Source organism: Sphaerobacter sp., from assembly GCF_019683595.1.
Taxonomy (GTDB): Bacteria; Chloroflexota; Chloroflexia; order Thermomicrobiales; family Thermomicrobiaceae; genus Sphaerobacter.
On sequence record NZ_JADGHZ010000018.1, the window covers coordinates 20,083 to 36,626 of the forward strand.

Annotated in this window: 16 protein-coding genes, 3 tRNA genes and 2 pseudogenes; 9 read left to right on the top strand and 12 right to left on the bottom strand. The window is 68.3% G+C overall.

Annotated features, from left to right (window positions below):
- Positions 1-33: 33 nt before the first annotated feature.
- Positions 34-1,398: pseudogene (locus IRZ30_RS03620) on the bottom strand (selenium-binding family protein); the annotation flags it as partial.
- 568 nt (positions 1,399-1,966) lie between these two features.
- Between IRZ30_RS03620 and IRZ30_RS03625 the strand changes: the two are divergent.
- The gene (locus IRZ30_RS03625) at positions 1,967-2,332 is read left to right on the top strand and encodes a VOC family protein (protein WP_366945316.1); all 366 of its coding nucleotides are present in this window, start codon (positions 1,967-1,969) and stop codon (positions 2,330-2,332) included.
- 60 nt (positions 2,333-2,392) lie between these two features.
- Here IRZ30_RS03625 and IRZ30_RS03630 read toward each other — a convergent pair whose 3' ends face one another.
- From IRZ30_RS03630 to mbhE, 7 genes are read right to left on the bottom strand one after another with little or no spacing between them, the layout of a single operon-like run.
- Positions 2,393-2,761 carry a monovalent cation/H(+) antiporter subunit G gene (locus IRZ30_RS03630; RefSeq protein ID WP_294083038.1) on the bottom strand — a complete coding sequence of 123 codons (369 nt, stop codon included), beginning with the start codon at positions 2,759-2,761 and terminating at the stop codon, positions 2,393-2,395.
- On the bottom strand, positions 2,761-3,027 hold the full coding sequence (locus tag IRZ30_RS03635) for a monovalent cation/H+ antiporter complex subunit F (RefSeq protein ID WP_294083040.1): 267 nt from the start codon (positions 3,025-3,027) through the stop codon (positions 2,761-2,763). Before IRZ30_RS03635 ends, IRZ30_RS03630 begins: the two co-directional genes overlap by 1 nt.
- Before the next feature lie 28 nt (positions 3,028-3,055).
- Positions 3,056-3,538 carry a Na+/H+ antiporter subunit E gene (locus tag IRZ30_RS03640; protein ID WP_294083043.1) on the bottom strand — a complete coding sequence of 161 codons (483 nt, stop codon included), beginning with the start codon at positions 3,536-3,538 and terminating at the stop codon, positions 3,056-3,058.
- Entirely contained in the window at positions 3,535-4,908 is a 1,374-nt protein-coding gene (locus IRZ30_RS03645; RefSeq protein ID WP_294083045.1) for a proton-conducting transporter membrane subunit, read from the bottom strand. Before IRZ30_RS03645 ends, IRZ30_RS03640 begins: the two co-directional genes overlap by 4 nt.
- Positions 4,908-5,282, bottom strand: a complete 375-nt coding sequence (locus IRZ30_RS03650; protein WP_294083047.1) for a sodium:proton antiporter — start codon at positions 5,280-5,282, stop codon at positions 4,908-4,910. The genes IRZ30_RS03645 and IRZ30_RS03650 overlap by 1 nt, the downstream gene beginning before the upstream one ends.
- The gene (locus IRZ30_RS03655; RefSeq protein ID WP_294083049.1) at positions 5,279-5,731 is read right to left on the bottom strand and encodes an MnhB domain-containing protein; all 453 of its coding nucleotides are present in this window, start codon (positions 5,729-5,731) and stop codon (positions 5,279-5,281) included. Before IRZ30_RS03655 ends, IRZ30_RS03650 begins: the two co-directional genes overlap by 4 nt.
- The gene (gene mbhE / locus IRZ30_RS03660; RefSeq protein ID WP_294083051.1) at positions 5,728-8,022 is read right to left on the bottom strand and encodes a hydrogen gas-evolving membrane-bound hydrogenase subunit E; all 2,295 of its coding nucleotides are present in this window, start codon (positions 8,020-8,022) and stop codon (positions 5,728-5,730) included. Before mbhE ends, IRZ30_RS03655 begins: the two co-directional genes overlap by 4 nt.
- Positions 8,023-8,326: 304 nt before the next feature.
- On the opposite strand from mbhE, the gene IRZ30_RS03665 reads away from it, so the two are divergent.
- Complete coding sequence (locus tag IRZ30_RS03665; protein ID WP_294083053.1) at positions 8,327-9,253, top strand: phosphotransferase family protein; 927 nt, start codon at positions 8,327-8,329, stop codon at positions 9,251-9,253.
- A 2-nt stretch (positions 9,254-9,255) separates the two neighbouring features.
- Here IRZ30_RS03665 and IRZ30_RS03670 read toward each other — a convergent pair whose 3' ends face one another.
- From IRZ30_RS03670 to IRZ30_RS03685, 4 genes are all read right to left on the bottom strand, one after another.
- Complete coding sequence (locus IRZ30_RS03670) at positions 9,256-10,305, bottom strand: hypothetical protein (protein ID WP_294083055.1); 1,050 nt, start codon at positions 10,303-10,305, stop codon at positions 9,256-9,258.
- A 451-nt stretch (positions 10,306-10,756) separates the two neighbouring features.
- Positions 10,757-10,849, bottom strand: a tRNA-Ser gene (locus tag IRZ30_RS03675).
- Between the two features lie 6 nt (positions 10,850-10,855).
- Positions 10,856-10,941, bottom strand: a tRNA-Ser gene (locus IRZ30_RS03680).
- Between the two features lie 60 nt (positions 10,942-11,001).
- Positions 11,002-11,074: transfer RNA gene (locus IRZ30_RS03685), tRNA-Arg, on the bottom strand.
- A gap of 211 nt (positions 11,075-11,285) precedes the next feature.
- On the opposite strand from IRZ30_RS03685, the gene IRZ30_RS03690 reads away from it, so the two are divergent.
- From IRZ30_RS03690 to IRZ30_RS03720, 7 genes and pseudogenes are all read left to right on the top strand, one after another.
- Entirely contained in the window at positions 11,286-11,921 is a 636-nt protein-coding gene (locus tag IRZ30_RS03690) for a tetratricopeptide repeat protein (RefSeq protein ID WP_294083057.1), read from the top strand.
- Positions 11,922-11,932: 11 nt separating this feature from the next.
- Positions 11,933-13,228: a glycosyltransferase family 4 protein gene (locus tag IRZ30_RS03695; protein WP_294083059.1), complete on the top strand. Its 1,296-nt coding sequence runs from the start codon at positions 11,933-11,935 to the stop codon at positions 13,226-13,228.
- The gene (locus IRZ30_RS03700; protein WP_294083061.1) at positions 13,225-13,617 is read left to right on the top strand and encodes a hypothetical protein; all 393 of its coding nucleotides are present in this window, start codon (positions 13,225-13,227) and stop codon (positions 13,615-13,617) included. Before IRZ30_RS03695 ends, IRZ30_RS03700 begins: the two co-directional genes overlap by 4 nt.
- Positions 13,614-14,651, top strand: a complete 1,038-nt coding sequence (locus IRZ30_RS03705; RefSeq protein ID WP_294083062.1) for a glycosyltransferase family 4 protein — start codon at positions 13,614-13,616, stop codon at positions 14,649-14,651. The genes IRZ30_RS03700 and IRZ30_RS03705 overlap by 4 nt, the downstream gene beginning before the upstream one ends.
- Positions 14,644-16,107: a glycosyltransferase family 4 protein gene (locus IRZ30_RS03710; protein ID WP_294083065.1), complete on the top strand. Its 1,464-nt coding sequence runs from the start codon at positions 14,644-14,646 to the stop codon at positions 16,105-16,107. The genes IRZ30_RS03705 and IRZ30_RS03710 overlap by 8 nt, the downstream gene beginning before the upstream one ends.
- A complete protein-coding gene (locus IRZ30_RS03715; protein ID WP_294083067.1) occupies positions 16,073-16,270 on the top strand; it encodes a Trm112 family protein in 198 nt (65 codons plus the stop codon). The genes IRZ30_RS03710 and IRZ30_RS03715 overlap by 35 nt, the downstream gene beginning before the upstream one ends.
- Positions 16,271-16,364: 94 nt before the next feature.
- A pseudogene (locus IRZ30_RS03720) lies at positions 16,365-16,544 on the top strand (Holliday junction branch migration DNA helicase RuvB); the annotation flags it as partial.

The following is a 16,544-nucleotide window of genomic DNA, read 5'->3' on the forward strand; positions in this document are numbered from 1 at the left end:
GGGAGCGGGGCGCTGAGTCTGAGGCCCCGAGGCCCAGAGGTGCGCTGTGGCGTCGCCGCCGGGATAGCGCATCTCATGCGCCCGAGCCGGTCCGCCCGGCTCCTTGCCGAAGTCGACGAACAGGTCCGTGTTGATCCGCATGCCTCCCCGCTCGGTATCGCAGTCGATCTGCAGCAGGTGCGAGCCCGCCGTCGCGAGGTCGGGGTAGAACTGGTTATCCCAACTGCTGTAGAGCGAGTTGGTCACATAGAGCCGCTTGCCGTCGAGGCTGAGCTGGAGCATCTGCGGCCCACCGCGCAGCGCGTTCCCCTGCACCTCCTCGGCGCGCCCGAGCAGACCGCCGACCCAAACCTGCCCGGCCAGTCGCGGCTTGGCCGGGTCACTGATGTCGTACTGCCGGATATCACCGTGCAGCCAGTTGGAGAAGTAGAGGTAGCGGTCGTCCATCGAGACCAGGAGGTCGGTGATCAGGCCGGGAACGGGGAACGGCCAACCGGTCAGCTCGACCGATTCCACCGCGATTACCTGCTCCACATCCCAGTCACCGTCTTTCTGCTCCCAGTGCCACATGGTGCTGTTGAGCGCGGCGCCGACGTAGCCGTGCGTGCTGTCCGGGTCGTGGAGGAAGCGCACTTCCAGGGGAATCAGTCCCTCGTCGCCGAGATCGACCGTCTTGATGACGTCGTGCTTCTCCCAATCCCAGAAGTGGATCGCATGGCCGTACTTGCCGGCCGTCACGTCCTCGAGGTTGAAGCCGGGTAGGAACGTGTTCGGCGCGCCCCACTCACTGCTGACCATCACGTTGTGACGTGGCTGGTACCAGTAGTCGTAGTTGAAGCGCATCGCGCCGTTGTCATGCTCCCAGCGTCCGGTGATGTTGAAGTCCTGGTCGAGCAGGAGGAACCCGCCCGGCCCGTTGCCGTCGCGGTCGCCGAGCATCGAGAGCATGATCGTGCCGTCCGCCAGGCAGTGGACCGTGTGCGGCGCGGAGAGGTTGACGCGCTCCTTGATCTCCTCTCCGTCGATGACCTTGTGCACTTTCGGCGCACGCGGGTCGCTCGCATCGAGGATATTGATGCGGGTCGAGAGGGTTCCCGGGGCGATCATGAAGCGTCGGCTCGCACCGGGGTCGGCATGGCACGAGCTGCACGCATTCCAGCCGAAGTGGTGCAACTCATCGCCGACACTGGGCATGTCCGTGCGATGGATAACCTGCGAGTAGGTGCGCGAGTTCTGGTCAACGTCGATCGTCGCCAGGTAGTCCGGTTGCTCGACGCCGGTGCCCCCGTAGAGGGCAGTGGTGTAGAGCTCCTTCTCCGGCTCAGCCTTCATCGCGTCCGCCGGCGAGGCGTAGCCAGGCCCATGATGCTCGTGGGACGAGTGGTCGGCGCTGGCCATGGAAGTCCCTCCTTAAGGGGGGTGGCACCCGGTCCGGCTCGCACAGGCGCGGGCCGACCGCGGTGCGGGCAAAGTGGGAGGACACACGTGGAACTAGTGTGAGGCAGGACGATGATTGTGTCAAGCTATTAATTTGGTTAAGGCTGGTAACTCTGAGGACACCACCACTGGGCAGAGCCCGGCTTCAATCGCGGACCGGGATTGGGGGAGTGGAGCCGGGGGATTGCGATGCGGCTAGCGTCTGAGCGCGCGCATGCCGAGCACCACGGCAGCGGCGACGAAGCCTACCACGGCGATATCCACCAGGAAAATGAGCGGATTCATGCTCAAGATGGCCATGGAGTTGCTCCTTCCGATTCTCTTCTCATGCGGATGGAGATTGATGGTCAGTCTACCACGGTGTCTGCACGCCGTCGCGCCTCGCGGCGCGGAGTGGTACCCGTCGGGGAGGGCTTGACAGGTGCCTTAGGATGCTCACATCACGTTCCGCATCGGCCCTGCAGGGTACTGAGAGGTGGCGTCCGTGAAGGTGCTCTTCGTAGCGGGATTCGGGCCGATCGCGCCCGACATGGAAGCGGCGCGCGCGTTCTATGGCGAGACCCTGGGCCTGCCGCTTACGGGGGACGCGTCGTACCTGGCCAGCGATGCGGTCGAGGGGGTGAAGCACTTCGCCGTCTGGCCGCTCCAGGCCGCGGCGCAGTCGTGCTTCGGCAAGGATGACTGGCCGGCCGACTTCCCGATGCCTCGGGGGTGGATCGAGTTCGACGTCGAGGACGTGGCGGCAGCGACCGATGAACTGGTGGAGCGCGGGTACGAGCTACTGGTCGCGGATCGGCTCGAGCCGTGGGGCCAGCGGGTGACGCGGCTCCTCGGGCCGGAGGGGCTCCTGGTCGGCATCACCTACACGCCGCATCTCCGCGGCGAGGGGGAGTAGGCGCGGCTCGCGGCTCGACACGCCGGGTGTGCCGCGGCGCCCGCGGCGCACCCGGTTCGGCTAGTCGGGACTTGCGACATGCTGGTCGGCGGTGGCTGACGCATCGACGCTCGCTTCGGGCTGCCTATTGCTCGGCCGGGTCGTTTGGTCGTACTTTCGCCAGTAGGCGCGGGCGATGGCTGCGGCGGCGACTGGGGCCGTCAGGAGAAGAAACCCCAACACCAGCAGACCGCGCAGCAGGATCGTCCCGTTCTCGAGCCCGGCGGCAATCAGCAGCGGGCCGAGCCCGAGTGCGGTCGTCTTGCTGGCAGCGTGGAGGCTGGCATAGACATTATCCATCCGCAACACGCCCCAGACGGCGAGCGTGAGGATGAGCAGGCCGAGCAGCACGAGAGCGTCAGCCACCCAGGGAACCACCGCCTCGAGCATCAGAAGATCCGTCCCTCCGCGTCGAAGCGTGCCGCCGCCAGCGTGCCGACGAACGCGAGTAGCGCCAGGACCAGCGCCGCGTCAAGGTAGTGCGGTGAATCGCGGCCACCGGCGAAGAGGGCGAGCAGGCCCACCAGCATCGTGGTGACGATCTCTAACCCCAGGACGCGGAGCAGGATCGTTCGGGCACGCAGCGTGAGGGCGACGCCCACGGCGATGAGCAGCGCCAGCCACAGCGTCGCGATGTAGAAAACCATCACATGCATGGCAGTCCCTCTCTCCTGATCCCCGGCGTCACGGGAAGACCCAGCGTTGGTAGCGCTCGTAGAACCGTGTGACGGACGAGCGGAAGGCATCCGGGTCGGATGCGTCGAACACGTGGAACAGCATCGTGCCCCGCTCCCAGTCGACGTCGACCAGCACCGAGCCCGGCGCCAGGGTGACCAGCAACCCCGTGACGGCGACCCCGATCCGCGTGCGGGGGCCAATGGGCACTTCCAGATAGTCGGGCGCGGCGGGGCGGCGCCCGAGGACGATCATCGCGACCTCCCAGGTCCGGAGGACGATGTCCCAGAAGGCAGCCAGGAAGAACGGAACGAAGGCGACCAGCCGCCGGCGGAGAGGCGGATCCTGCACCGGCTCGCCCCGGTGGTCGAGCAACAGCAGCAGCGTGGCCGAGATGATCAGCCCGACGACCACGTCGCCCAGGCTCACGCGGCCCAACGCGAGCAGGTAGATCCCGCACAGCAACACGAGGCGCAGGATGAACACGCTCATGACCCACCGCCCGTCAGTGCTGCGGCCGCGTTGGCACTGAGGGCCAGTAGCGGCTCCGGCCACAGGCCGATAAAGACGATCCCGCAAGCCAGAACCAGGACCAAGACCCGAGCGCCGAGTGGGCTGGGCGGCGCGGCATGATTGCGCGCCCAGTAGTCGCGCTGGTAGATGCGGAACAGGTAGATGAGCGACAGCGCGCCGCCGACGACGACGAGCACGAGCAGCGGGACGCGGTCCGCATCCGCGCCGGCGCGGAAGATAGCGACCTTGCCGAAGAACCCGGCGGAGGGCGGCACCCCGGCCACGCTGAAAGCAGCGAGGGCGAACGCGGCTCCCACCAGCCAGCCGCGCAGTCCGACCGCGAGGAAGAGGACGAGCTTGTTGAGCGAGTTGATGATCGAGTACAGGACGGCGGCCGTCAGCCCCACCGGCCCGCCGATCCCGAGCGCGACCAGGATATAGCCGACCTGCCCGATCGACGACCAGGCGATGACCTCGCCGGCGGTCCGTGGGCTGACCGCCTGGATGGCGCCGTAGAGGATGCCCAGGCTGCCGATCACGATCAACCCACTCGCGGTGAGGCTCAACTCGCGCGGCATGAGGCCGGCACCGAAGCGCAGCAGGCCGTAGCTGCCGATGTTCGCCAGGGCCGCGCTCAGCATGGCAGCCACGGCGGGCCAGGTGTCGCGGTAGACGAGGGGCACCCAGGAGTGGAACGGGAACAGCCCCAGCTTCAGGCCGAACGCCACGAAGATGAGGACAGCGATCAGCAGCACCGACGCGGTCGGCGCCCCGTTGACCCGCTCGGCCACGCCGTCCATGTCCAGCGTGCCGGTGACGTGGTAGAGGGACGCGACCCCGGCCAGGAAGACGACGGAACCGAGCAGGTTGACCACCATGAACGTCAGCGCTGCCCGAAGGTGCCCTACTTGCTTGCCGTAGGTGGCGAGGACGAAGGACGCGGTCATGGCGATCTCGAAGAAGACGTAGAAGTTGAAGATGTCCGCGGTCAGGAAGACGCCGGTCAGGCCGGTGCTCATGAACAGAACCAGGCTCGGGAGCGACCGCTCGTGGACGCCACCGAGGACCTCATAGGCCAGCGCCGCCAGCAACACGCCGAGCGAGATCAGCGCGAACGCGATTCCCAACCCATCGGCGCGGAGGCGGATCCCGATCCCGGCCGGCCAGTCACCCGCGACCATCTCGACGGGTCCCGAGGTCCACACCGTGATCCCCAACCGGACGAGCGCGACGAAGGCGGCGACCATGACGCCCACCGCCACCACGCCGACGGCGCGCCGGCGGCCATCGAACGGCGCCAGGGCCACTGCCCCGAACCAGGTGATCGCCAGTGGCAGGAGAAGCAGCATCAGTCGGCCACCCTGTCTTCCGGCGGCATCGACATCGGCGTCCGCCCAGTTTCATCGCCTTCATCCACCGCCTTCGCGAGCCGCGCGGTGTATGTCCGGTAGATCATCCCCAGGAGAACGGCCACCGTGCCGAACCCGATCACGATCGCGGTGAGCACCAGTGCCTGCACCACCGGGTCGCTGATCCGCTCACCGGCAGGCAGCGGATAGATCGGCTCGCGGCCGCGGCTGAGCCCGGCCGACACGATGAAGAGGTTCGCGGCGTTCGAGATCAGAATGATGCCGCCTGCCATGCGGATCAGGTCGCGCTTCAGCAGCAGGAACGCACCGCAGCCGAAGAGAACGGATATCACCAGCGCCAGAGCTAGAATCACGAGTCTGCTCCCTCGCTCCCATAGCGATTCCCGATGGTCCCGAGTACCGAGACGATGAACCCAAAGACGAGCAAGAAGACCGCGGCGTCGAACAAGACGGCGGTGTGGAACGCAAGCAAGCCGAGGTGCGGCACGTCTTCCCCCGGTCGTGGATACAGGGTCATGATCGGGTCGCCCCAGATGACCGGCGCGAAGGCAGTGACCAGTCCGAGCAGGAGCCCGCTCCAGGCGAGGAGCGGTGCCCGCCGCAGGCTCGGGTAGCGCGCCACCAGCTCGCGCGGGCCGAAGGCGAGGAACTGGATGACGACCCCGGTGCCCGCGATGACCCCGGCGCTGAATCCGTCGCCCGCGCCCGCGTATCCCTTGACCAGGACGGCGACCGCGGTCACGAGCGTCGGGAGGAAGATCAACCGGGTGATGGTGCGAGTCAGGATGGTGCTCATGCTCATGCCGATCTCCTCGAGACGAAGAAGGTCAGCGCGCCGAGGAGCGCGATGGCGATGACGGTGATCTCACCGAGGGTGTCGAGCCCACGAAAATCGGCGAGGATGGCGGTGACGACGTCCGCGGCGTGCGCGGCCGGGGCCAGCTCCAGGTGCGCGCGGGCCATGACCGCGTCGGGTGCGGGCCACGACAGCACACCCCAGCAGATGACGAAGACGAAGGCGGTGGTGATGAAGCCCACCGCGCGGCGTCGCCCAGGGTGTGGCTCGTGCTCGGCCGGAGCACGGGCCAACCCGATTGGGAGGAGCCCGAGCACGGCCAGCAGCAACAGCGTCATCATCGTCTCGATCAGCAGGGCTACCAGCGCCACGTCCGGTGCGCCGATGAAGGTGAAGACCGCCGCGAGCGAATAGCCCACCGCGGAGAGGGCGAGGACCAGGATCAGGCGACCGGCGCTGCGCGTCGCGACGAGGGCGGACAGTGCCGCGAGCAGCAGGAAGAGGAAGAGCGGCCAGTCGCTCGTCGGGAGTCGCCCGACGCGGAAGGTCGGCCAGGGCGGCGCGAGGACGATGGTGGCACCAACCACCAGCGCGGCCGCGACGAGAACGGTGGCGATCCGCCACTGGAGGTTGCGCACCTCAAGGAACGCGCGCGACCGGCGCGAGAACGTCGTCAGCCTGACGAGCCCCATGAACATGCCGCGGTCAGGACCGTACCGTTCCCCGATGCGCGCTACGACTCGGGGAGCGGCCGTCCAGCGAGGCGCGGTGAGCACTGCCACGATCCCGAGCACCCAGGTGATGACGGCCATCAACGTGGGTGCGTGCAGATCCAGGTGATAGGCAAGCTCCAACGGCGTGGCTCGCTCGGCCATGGATTCCCCGGCTGCCGCGGCGAGGCTCGCTGCCGGATCCGGCACGATCCCTCCCAGCATGACCAGGAGTCCGAGCACGAGCACCGGCAGCGTGAGCGTCGCGGGGATCCGCTGCACCTGGCTCCGGAGCCGACCGGTGAAGATCCCGCCCCAGAAGCGCCAGGTATAGGCAAAGCTCAGGACCGCGCCCGCGACGGCCAGTACGGACACCAGTCCGCCGCGCTCCGAGGCCGCGGCGAAGAAGACTTCATCCTTGAAGAACCCCATCGTGAGCGGCAGGGCGGCCAGCCCGGCTGCGGCCAGTCCACTCCCGACGGCCAGCAGCGGGAGCGGCCGTGCGAGGCCGCCGAGCCGGTCGAGATCCGTCTCCCCGGTCGCCTCGGTCACAGCGCCGGCGCTCATAAAGAGTGCGCTCTTGATAAGGGCATGGGCGAGGATATAGTAGGCCGCCCCTTCCACCGCGCCGAGGCTCAGCATCACCACTACGTACCCGTACTGCGCGATGGTCGAGTAGGCCAGCAACCGTTTGATTTCCCGCTGCGCCAGCGCCAGCACGCCACCGATCGCCATCGAGGCGAAGCCACCGGCCAGGAGCACGTTCTGCAGGCCGGGGCTCAGGGCCAGGAGGGGGTGGACCCGGCCGAGCAGGAAGACGCCCGCCGCGACCATGGCCGCCGAGTGGAGGTAGGCCGAGACGGGCGTCGGCGCGACCATCGCCTGCGGGAGCCAGAAGTGGAGTGGAACCTGGGCGCTCTTCGCGAGCGCTGCGACGGCGATCAGCGCACCGGTCGCGGTCACGAACGGCCCTGCCTGGACTTGCGCCAGGATGTCCGGGAGCTGCGCGGTGCCGAAGCGCGTGTAGAGCAGCACCCCGGCCAGAATGAGCAGGATCGCGCTGATCCCGGTCACCAGCAGCGCCGTCAACGCGGCCCGTCGCGAGGCTTCCTGTTCCCGCTCGTATCCGATCAGGTAGTACGACGTGATGGCAGTCAGATCCCAGAAGATGATCAAGACGATGAGATCCTGGGCCAGGACGAGGCCCAGCATGGCGGTCATGAAGAGAAGGATGAGGCTGTAGAGCCGGACGGTACGGGACAGCGGGTAACCCTCGTGGGCCGCATGCAGGGGCATGTAACCTGCCGCATAGGTCAGCACGGCAAGACCCACCCCGGTTGCCAGCAGGGCGTAGAGTCGGGCCAGGCCGTCGGCCGCGAAGGTGAGGCGGAGGCCCCAGGTCGGTGCCCAGGGGAGGTCGACCTGCCCTCCGGCGGGCATCAGGAGCGTGGCCGACAGCGCCAGGGCTGCGGTCGCCACCGCGAGGGGCGGCGCGAGCCTCGGGCGGACAGCGCCAAGAACAGCGACCGCGGCCGTCCCGAGCGCGGCGACGACGAGGGGCGCCAGCACGCGAAACTCCTCGGGCATCGTCACCTCCAGCACCTGCGGCTAACCTCTGCCGGGTACGCTCGAACCAGTCGCGGGACACCCGCTACACCTGGGTGTCGTGCTCGTCAGACGGACGCACGGAGGCTCGCTGCACGGCCGTCAACAGTGGCAGCCGAGATGCGGCCGGAGCCGACCTGGGATCGACATAACGCGTGGAACGCACGGACGAGGCCATCTGGCCCGGTCGGGCCTCGGGTGGGCACGGATCAGGGTGGTCCCGTGCGCGGTCAGCAGAACCCGAGCGTGCCGGCCGCCGTTAGGGATTTTACGATATGCTTGCGCCATGCGTCATGGGGGCGAACGCGATCGCTATTCCCGCTTGGTGGAGCGCGCCGCGCCGGGCGCCACGCTGTGTGACGTGGCGGCGCTGCCGGGTGGCGTGTCCTCGCGCGTGACGGTAGTAGGGGTGCGCTACCCGGACGGGCGTCACCATCGCCTCGTCGTGCGGGAGTACGGCGACCGGGATCTCCAACGCAACCCCGATGTGGCGGCCCACGAGTTCCGCGTCCTCCAGGTTGTGCGAGCGGCAGGCGTGCCTGCGCCCGAACCCCACTACCTCGACCGGACCGGCGCGATCCTGGGAACGCCGCTCATCGTCATCGCGTATGTCGATGGGCAGAACGGGCTGACCTCGTCGGATCTGGACCGCGGTCTCCCGCAACTGGCTGAAACGCTCGCCAAGATCCACTCCGTGGACCTCGCGGCGGCCGATCTCTCATTCCTTCCCCGTCAGGAGGTGGTCTACGCCGAGGTGCTCACACTACGGCCGGCCACGCTCGATGACTCCCTGGACGAACCGAGGATCCGTGAAGTGCTGGAACCCATCTGGCCCCTGCCGCGGCGGAACCGACCGGTGCTCCTACACGGGGACTACTGGCCCGGCAACACGCTGTGGCGCGATGGCCGGCTCGTAGCCGTGGTGGACTGGGAAGATGCCGCGCTCGGCGATCCGCTGGCCGACCTCGGCAATGCACGGCTGGAGATCCTGTGGGCGTACGGCCCCGACGCGATGCACGCCTTCACCCGGCGATACCGGGAGTTGATGCCCCACATCGACGTGTCCCACCTGCCGTACTGGGATCTCGTCGCGGCCCTCCGTCCCGCCGGTAAGCTGTCGGAGTGGGGCCTGGACCCGCAGACCGAGCAGACGATGCGGACGAGGCACAGGCTCTTCGTCGATCAGGCGCTTCAGGCGCTCAACCGGCGCTGAGGTTAGTTGCGTGCTCGCTCCCGCTGAGAGCGTCGCCGGCTGGACGTGCGTTCCGCCTCCGCTGCCTCCGCCGCGCCACCAACCCGGCGCCCCCCACGGCTTCCTGGCCTTCTCGGAGAGCGTTGAACGGGTGGCGAGCCCCTGAGTTCAGGCAAGGGCCGCTTGGAGCCGTCTGCCGGAACATCGGGGCGGGCGGCGAACGCGTCCGCCATGGCGCCGTCGATGAAGTACTGTGGCCATCGGTTGTCTTGCGGGTCGGAGATGGCGAACACCATCACCCCCTTGATTCGGTCCGGCATCTGCGCTACGGCGTCGAGGATGCGGCGGGCTTTCTCGTCCTTAGGTGTCGCCGGATCGTTGATCCCGATCTCGGTGACGTACACCGGCAACGACGTCTGGGTGAGCACCAGGTTGGTGACCTCCTGCCACTCGTAGTGATCCTCGATCGGCCAGACGTTGTAGTCACCGTACTGGTGCACCGCGATGGCGTCGTAGACATCCCCGACGGCGCCGTCGCCCTGGCGTGACAGGATGATCTCGGCGTCGCGCAGCGATGTCGGCATCGAGGCCATCCAGCCGAAGTTTGGCCGATCGAGATCGCGCAGCGCCTCGCGCGTTTCTAGCATCCAGTCCCGCGCGCGGTACGGGTCCATCCCGCAGATGTTCGTCTCGTTGCTGACCTCGATGAAGAACTGCACCTCGGGGTGCCGCTCGACGACACTGTAGAACCCGCGTCCGACGAGGTCGGCCCGCGTGCGATCCGGCGCGAAGTCGCAGTCCTCGGTCGTCAGGATCACGGTGCGCGCTCCGTCGTCGATGAGCTCCTCGATCTGCTCTGGGGAGCCGCCGAATCCTACCGGGATCCGAAACCGCGCGATGTTCCCGCGCATCCGCCGAAAGAGGTCGCGTTCAACGTCGTCCCATCGGTTGGAACCGGGTGCGATCAGGTCGGCGCCGAAGGGGATTCCGACCGCCGCCTTGGCGCTCGGCCCCGGTCGGAGTAGGACCGCCACGAGGATGATGACCGCAACGAAACGGAGGCGTGGTCCCATGGTTGGGTTGTCTCCCGGCCGTGGACATCGGGCAGGTCGAAGGAACGGCGCACCGGCCTGGGGTCGCGCCGTGACAGGTCGCGCCCCGGTGCTGGCCACCGGTCCGTGTACGAACAAGTCCGGCCGGACTTCCAAGAATCCGCTGCTCTGGCTCCGCTGAGCCAATGGATACGACCTTGGCGAGCACGGCCTGTGCCCCCAGAGAGCCGTGTGTCAACACCCTCAGAACGGGGTTACGGTCCGTTGAGCCTGACTCAGTGGGATGGACGCGCCGAGAGGGGGGCATGGGGAAGGTGAGAAACGCCCCCTTCCACAAGGGAGGTCATGAGCGTGAGACGATGTAGCCAGGTGTAGCCAAACAGGGGACCAGAGAGGAGACAAATCAGGGGTCATCGACGGGAACTCATCCCCGTGTAATGACCCCCGAGTTTCGCGTCTACAAGCGGTTTTCTGGCGGAAGGGGAGGGATTCGAACCCTCGAGGCGCTCATCACGCCTACGCGATTTCCAGTCGCGCGCACTCGGCCAGACTATGCGACCCTTCCTTGAGGCGGAGAGGGTGGGATTCGAACCCACGAGGGCTATTCACCCTACCGCTTTTCGAGAGCGGCACCTTCAACCACTCGGACACCTCTCCATGTCAAGCCCCGAACGCAAGGAGTGCAGGGCGCTGGTGTGGCCCTGCACTTCGGGGCGGTACGCCCGGAGGGACTTGAACCCCCGACCTTTTGGTCCGCAACCAAACGCTCTATCCACTGAGCTACGGGCGCATATTCCGCTTGTTGCCGCGTGGGCGAAGTGCCTCGCGGCGTGTATTAGGATAGCACATGACACGGAAAGGCTTCAAGTCGGGGCCATGCGGGGGAGGCGCGCGACCGCTGGCGGCGTGTGGCGCGGGTTCGTATTCTTACGGGCGAACCGCGGAACGATGAGCGGGAGCGGGCCGGCCGCGGGTGCCGGGCAGATGGAGGCAGGGCATCGATGACCTCACGGACACGTAATCGAGGCCGACATCCGGTCGACGATCGAGGGGAGTACGCTCCCGCGCCACGCCGCCGTCATTCCCGCCTCTTCGTGATCCTTGCGGTCGTGGTCAGTGCCGTGCTGGTCATCGGCCTGATCGAGGTGGTGCTGCTGGATCTGTTTTCCTCGCGCGGCTCCGACGACGTGTTTCTCCAGCCACAGATCGCCGTGACGCCCGGGTCGCAGGAGGCGGAGATGCGGGCTCGCCTCCAGGAGAATCCCGACGACGTGAACGCGATGCTGGTCCTGGCGGACTTGCTGGCCAACACCGGCCGGGCGTCGGAGGCGGTTCAGTGGTATGAGAAGGCGGTCCAGGCCCGGCCCGACGACGTGGGGCTGCGGGTGGCCTTCGGTCGGACGCTCATGCAGGGAGGGTATCGCCTCGACGCGGAGATCCAGTTCAAAAAGGCGATCGAACTGGCGCCGACGAACCCGGAGCCGATCTTCTTCCTCGGCCAGCTCTACCAGGAGAGCGACCCGCCGCGCGAGAGCGATGCCCGCGCGCAGTATGAGCGCGTGATCGAGGTGGCGCCCGAATCGGTCTACGCGCAGCGGGCCAAGGAGCAACTCGATGCCCTCGACCGGGCGTCGTAGGTCGGTCGTCGATGCGTCTCCTGCACGTGATCCAACGCTACTACCCATTCCAGGGCGGCTCCGAGCGGTATTTCCAGGCATTCTCGGAGCGTTTCGCCGCGGACGGCGCCAAGGTTCAGGTTCTGACGACCGACGCGTGGGATCTGGAGTATTTCTGGGATCCTACGAAGCGACGCGTCGAGGAGGTGGAGGACTGCCACGCCGGCGTGCGGATTCGGCGCCTGCCGTTGCGGCATCTCCCGGTGCCGCGGCTTACCCACCGCGCGATCCGGCGGCTGATGGCCGAGTCGGCGCGCTGGCGGTTCCCGGGACAGGTGCGGCTCCTCCACGCGGCGGGTCGGTTCGGGCCGTGGCTGCCGCCGGTGTCGGAGTGGCTGCCTGATCGGTCCTGGCGACCGGATGTGGTGCACTCGGCGAACGTCGCCTTCGAGTCGATGATCGCGGGTGCGGAGCGGCTGGCGAGGACGGTCGATGCGCCGCATCTGGTGACGCCGTTCGTGCACCTGGGGGAGGGGCCTTCGTCACGGGTCCGGCGGTACTACACGATGCCGCACCAGATGGCGTTGCTGCGTCGGGCGGACGGCGTGATGGCGCTGACCACGATTGAGGCCGACTATCTCATCGGCCGTGGCGTCGCGTCGGACCGTGTCCACGTCGTCGGGGCTGGGCTGGACGTGGCGGCGGTGACCGGAGGGGACGCGGCCCGGGCGCGGCAGCGGCTGGGCATCGACTGTCCCATGGTGCTGGCGCTGGGGGCCGCGGCGTTCGACAAGGGATCGTTCCACCTGGCCGAGGCGGCGGGGGCGCTGGATCGCGCGGGCTGGCCGGTGGCGGTCGTGTTCGCCGGTCCGGTCATGAGCGAGTTCGAACGGTTCGTCGCGGAGTTGCCCGCGGCGGCGCGCCGCAACCTGCACGTGTTGGGGTTCGTCTCAGATGAGGACAAGCGCGACCTGCTGGCTGCGGCGGATGTGGTGGCGCTGCCGTCCCGGACCGAATCCTTCGGGATCGTGTTCCTGGAGGCGTGGGCCAATGGGAAGCCGGTGATCGGCGCGCGGGCGGGGGCCATTCCGGCGGTCGTGGCCCACGAGCGGGATGGTCTGCTGGTACCCTTCGGGGATGTGGCCGCGCTGGCGGATGCGATTCGGTGGCTGACGGCCGACCCGGCGCTGGCGGCGCGGCTCGGCGCGGCGGGCCGGGAGAAGGTGGTCGACGAGGCCGCGTGGTATCAGCGCATCCGGGAGGTGTACGCGCGGGTGCTGGGCACGACGGCCGAGCCGGTCGCGGCCAGGAGCGGGGAGGGGAGATGACGACGCCCGATGTAACGCGCGAAGAGGTCGACGAGGTGGCTGCGGCCATCGAGGCGATCCGCAGCGAGGTGCGACGACGTTCGGGTTACCTGAGTGCCGCCGACGTCCCGCCGTTGGGGAAGGGGTCGCCCGTGACCGAGGCGGCCGATCTGGCGCGGATCTCGGCGCACCTGCCCGTGACCTGGGAGACGCCGATCGTGGGCCGCTGGATCGCGCTGGCGAAGCGGGCTATGCGGCTGTGCCTGCGCTGGTACATCAACCCCATCGTGGAGCAGCAGAACGCCTTCAACGACGCCGTGGTCCGGGCGCTCTCCACGCTCGACGCCCGCCAGCAGGAGCTCCTGCGACGGCTGGAAGCGCGTGAGGGCGAGGAGCCGCGCGAGCGATGAACGTGATCATCTGTGCCACACAGGTGCCGTTCGTCCGCGGAGGGGCGGAGGTGCTGGTCGACGGTCTCCGCGAGGCCCTGATCGCAGCCGGGCATCGGGTGGATGTCGTGGCGCTTCCTTTCAAGTGGTACCCCAAGGAGGAGATCCTCAAGTCGGCGCTGGCCTGGCGACTGTTGGACCTCACCGAAGCGAACGGTATGCCGGTGGACGCGGTGATCTGCACCAAGTTCCCGACTTGGGCGGTGCGGCACCCGCGCAAGATCGCCTGGGTCGTCCACCAGCACCGGCAGGCGTACGACTGGTTCGGCACCCCGCTCAGCGATTTCACGAACAGCGCCGAGGATGTCGCGATACGGCGCCGGATCGCCGAGATCGACCGACGGGGGCTGGGGGAGTGCGTGGCCCGCTTCGCGATTTCGGGGAACGTCGCCGCACGCCTGAAGCGCTCGGTCGGGCTGGAGGCGGAGCCGCTCCACGTGCCGATTCGCCTTGAGGGTCTGGAGCCGGTTGCGTATGGCGACTACATCCTCAGCGTTTCGCGGCTGGACCGGGCCAAGCGGGTCGAGTTGCTGCTGGAGGCGATGGCGGAGGCGGGCGGGGACTTTCGCGCGGTAATCGCCGGGGATGGTCCGGAGGCCGGGTCGCTCAGGGAACGTGCGGCGAGCCTCGGGCTGAGCGAGCGGGTCAGGTTCACCGGACGCGTGAGCGACGCGGAGCTGGTCCGGCTGTACAACGAGGCGCGGGCGGTCTTCTACAGCCCGGTGGACGAGGACTTCGGTCTGGCGGCGGTTGAGGCGCTGACGGCCGGCAAGCCGGTGGTGACGGTGGCGGACGCGGGCGGTGTGCTGGAGTTCGTCGAGGACGGCGTGACCGGGCTGGTGAGCGTCAAAGCGGAGCCATGCGCGATCGCGCCGGCGTTGTCTCGACTGATGGCGGACGAGGCGCTGGCGCGGCGGCTCGGCGCGGCGGGCCGGGAGCGGGTGGCGGGGCTCCGCTGGGACCGCGTGGTGGCGAGGCTCCTGGGACATGGCTGATTCCGCGCTGCGCCTTGCCTGGTTCACCCCGCTCCGACCGGTCGAGTCGGGCATTTCGCAGTACAGCGAAGACCTGCTGCCGGTGCTGGCGCGCGCCTGGCAGATCGACGTGTACGTCGACGGCTACCGCCCGACGCATCTCCGGGAGTCGGACACCCTGCGGGTCCGGATGGCGCGCGAATTCCGCGCGGCGCACCGTGCGCGGCCGTACGACGCCGTCATCTACCAGATGGGGAACAACCCCTACCACGCCTACATGTACGACCTCGCGCGCGAGGTCCCGGGCGTGCTGGTCCTGCACGATACGGTGCTTCACCACCTGCGGGTCGGGATGCTCCTGCGTGGCCGGGGGGCGCCGCGCTACCGGGCGGAGATGGAGCGGCGCTACGGCCGCGCCGGGTGGGAGGCCGCGACGCGGGTGCTGCGGGGGCAGATGCCCTCGGCGCTGTTCCAGTTCCCGCTATCGGAGGAGTTGATCGAGGCGTCGCGGGTGGTCGCGGTGCACAGCGAGTACAGCCGGCAGCAGGTGCTCGGCTGGTGCCCGGATGCGCAGGTGCTGCGCATCCCGATGGGCGTGCCGCTCCCGCCGGAGATCCCACGTGAGGAGGCACGGAGGCGGCTGTCGTTGCCGGAGGACCAGTTCGTCGTCGCCTCGGTGACCTTCATTAACCCGTACAAGCGGCTCGATGTGGTGATGCAGGCCGTCCGGCGTCTGCGGGAATTCGTACCGGCGCGGCTGGTGCTGGCCGGCAACGTGTCGCACATGGTGCCGCTGGAGCGGCTGATTGGCATGTTCGGGTTGGAGCAGGCGTCGGATCACCTGGGGTACGTGGACGATGCGACGGCGCGGCTGGTCGTCGCCGCTGCTGATGTCTGCGTCAACCTCCGCTGGCCGACCGCGGGCGAGACCTCAGCCAGCCTGCTGCGCACCATGGGCGCCGGTCGGCCGGTGCTCGTGACCGACGGCGGGTCGTTCGCAGAGATCCCCGATGGCGCGGTGGTCAAAGTTCCGCCGGACGTGCTGGAGGAGGAGACGGTCTTCGCGTTGCTGCGATCCCTGGCGGAGCGGCCGGATCTGCGGGAGCGGGTAGGGCGTCTGGCTCGGGAATTCGTCGCCCAGGAGCACAGCCTAGCGGCTGCCGCGCGCGGGTACGCGGCCGCGATCGAGGCGGCGATCGGCAGGCCGGTGCCGATCCCGCCCGGGGGCATGGAGACGGAGCAGATCGACCTGCCTGCGGCCGAGCCTCCGGCGAGGACCGATCCCCTGGCGGGCGCGGTGGCACAGGCGCTGGTGGACCTGGGGGTCGGGGCGGATGCCCGGCTCGTCGCGTCGGTGGCCAGGTCGATGGCGGAGATCGGGTTGGCCCCTGGTAAGATGGATTCGACCGGGACGGAGCCGGAGGGCGGAAAGGACGGGAGCCGTGGAGGCGAGCGGAGCAAAGCCAATCAGCGATGACCTGCTGGAGATCCTGGCCTGCCCGGCGTGCAAGACGGCGGTGCGCCTCGAAGGTGATCGTCTGGTGTGCGACACCTGCGGGCGGCGCTATCGTATCGAGGACGGCATCCCCATCATGCTGATCGACGAGGCTGAGCTGCCGGAGGGTGGACCGAAGGCGTAGCGTCCGCCGCGGTCGGTCGAGAACTAGCACAGATGTTCGGGAAGGCGTGATATACTTCCCGGCAGCGGTGCCGATGGACACACGAGGGGCGACGATGAGCACGCGCGTGGTGTCGGGAAAGGTCCGAGACGAGGACGAACCCCTGGAAGCGAGCCTACGGCCACGGCGGCTGTCCGAGTACATCGGGCAGGACAAGGTCAAGGAAGGGCTCCTGATCTCGATCCAGGCCGCGCAGGCGCGTGGAGAGTCCCTCGATCATCTGCTGCTCTACGGC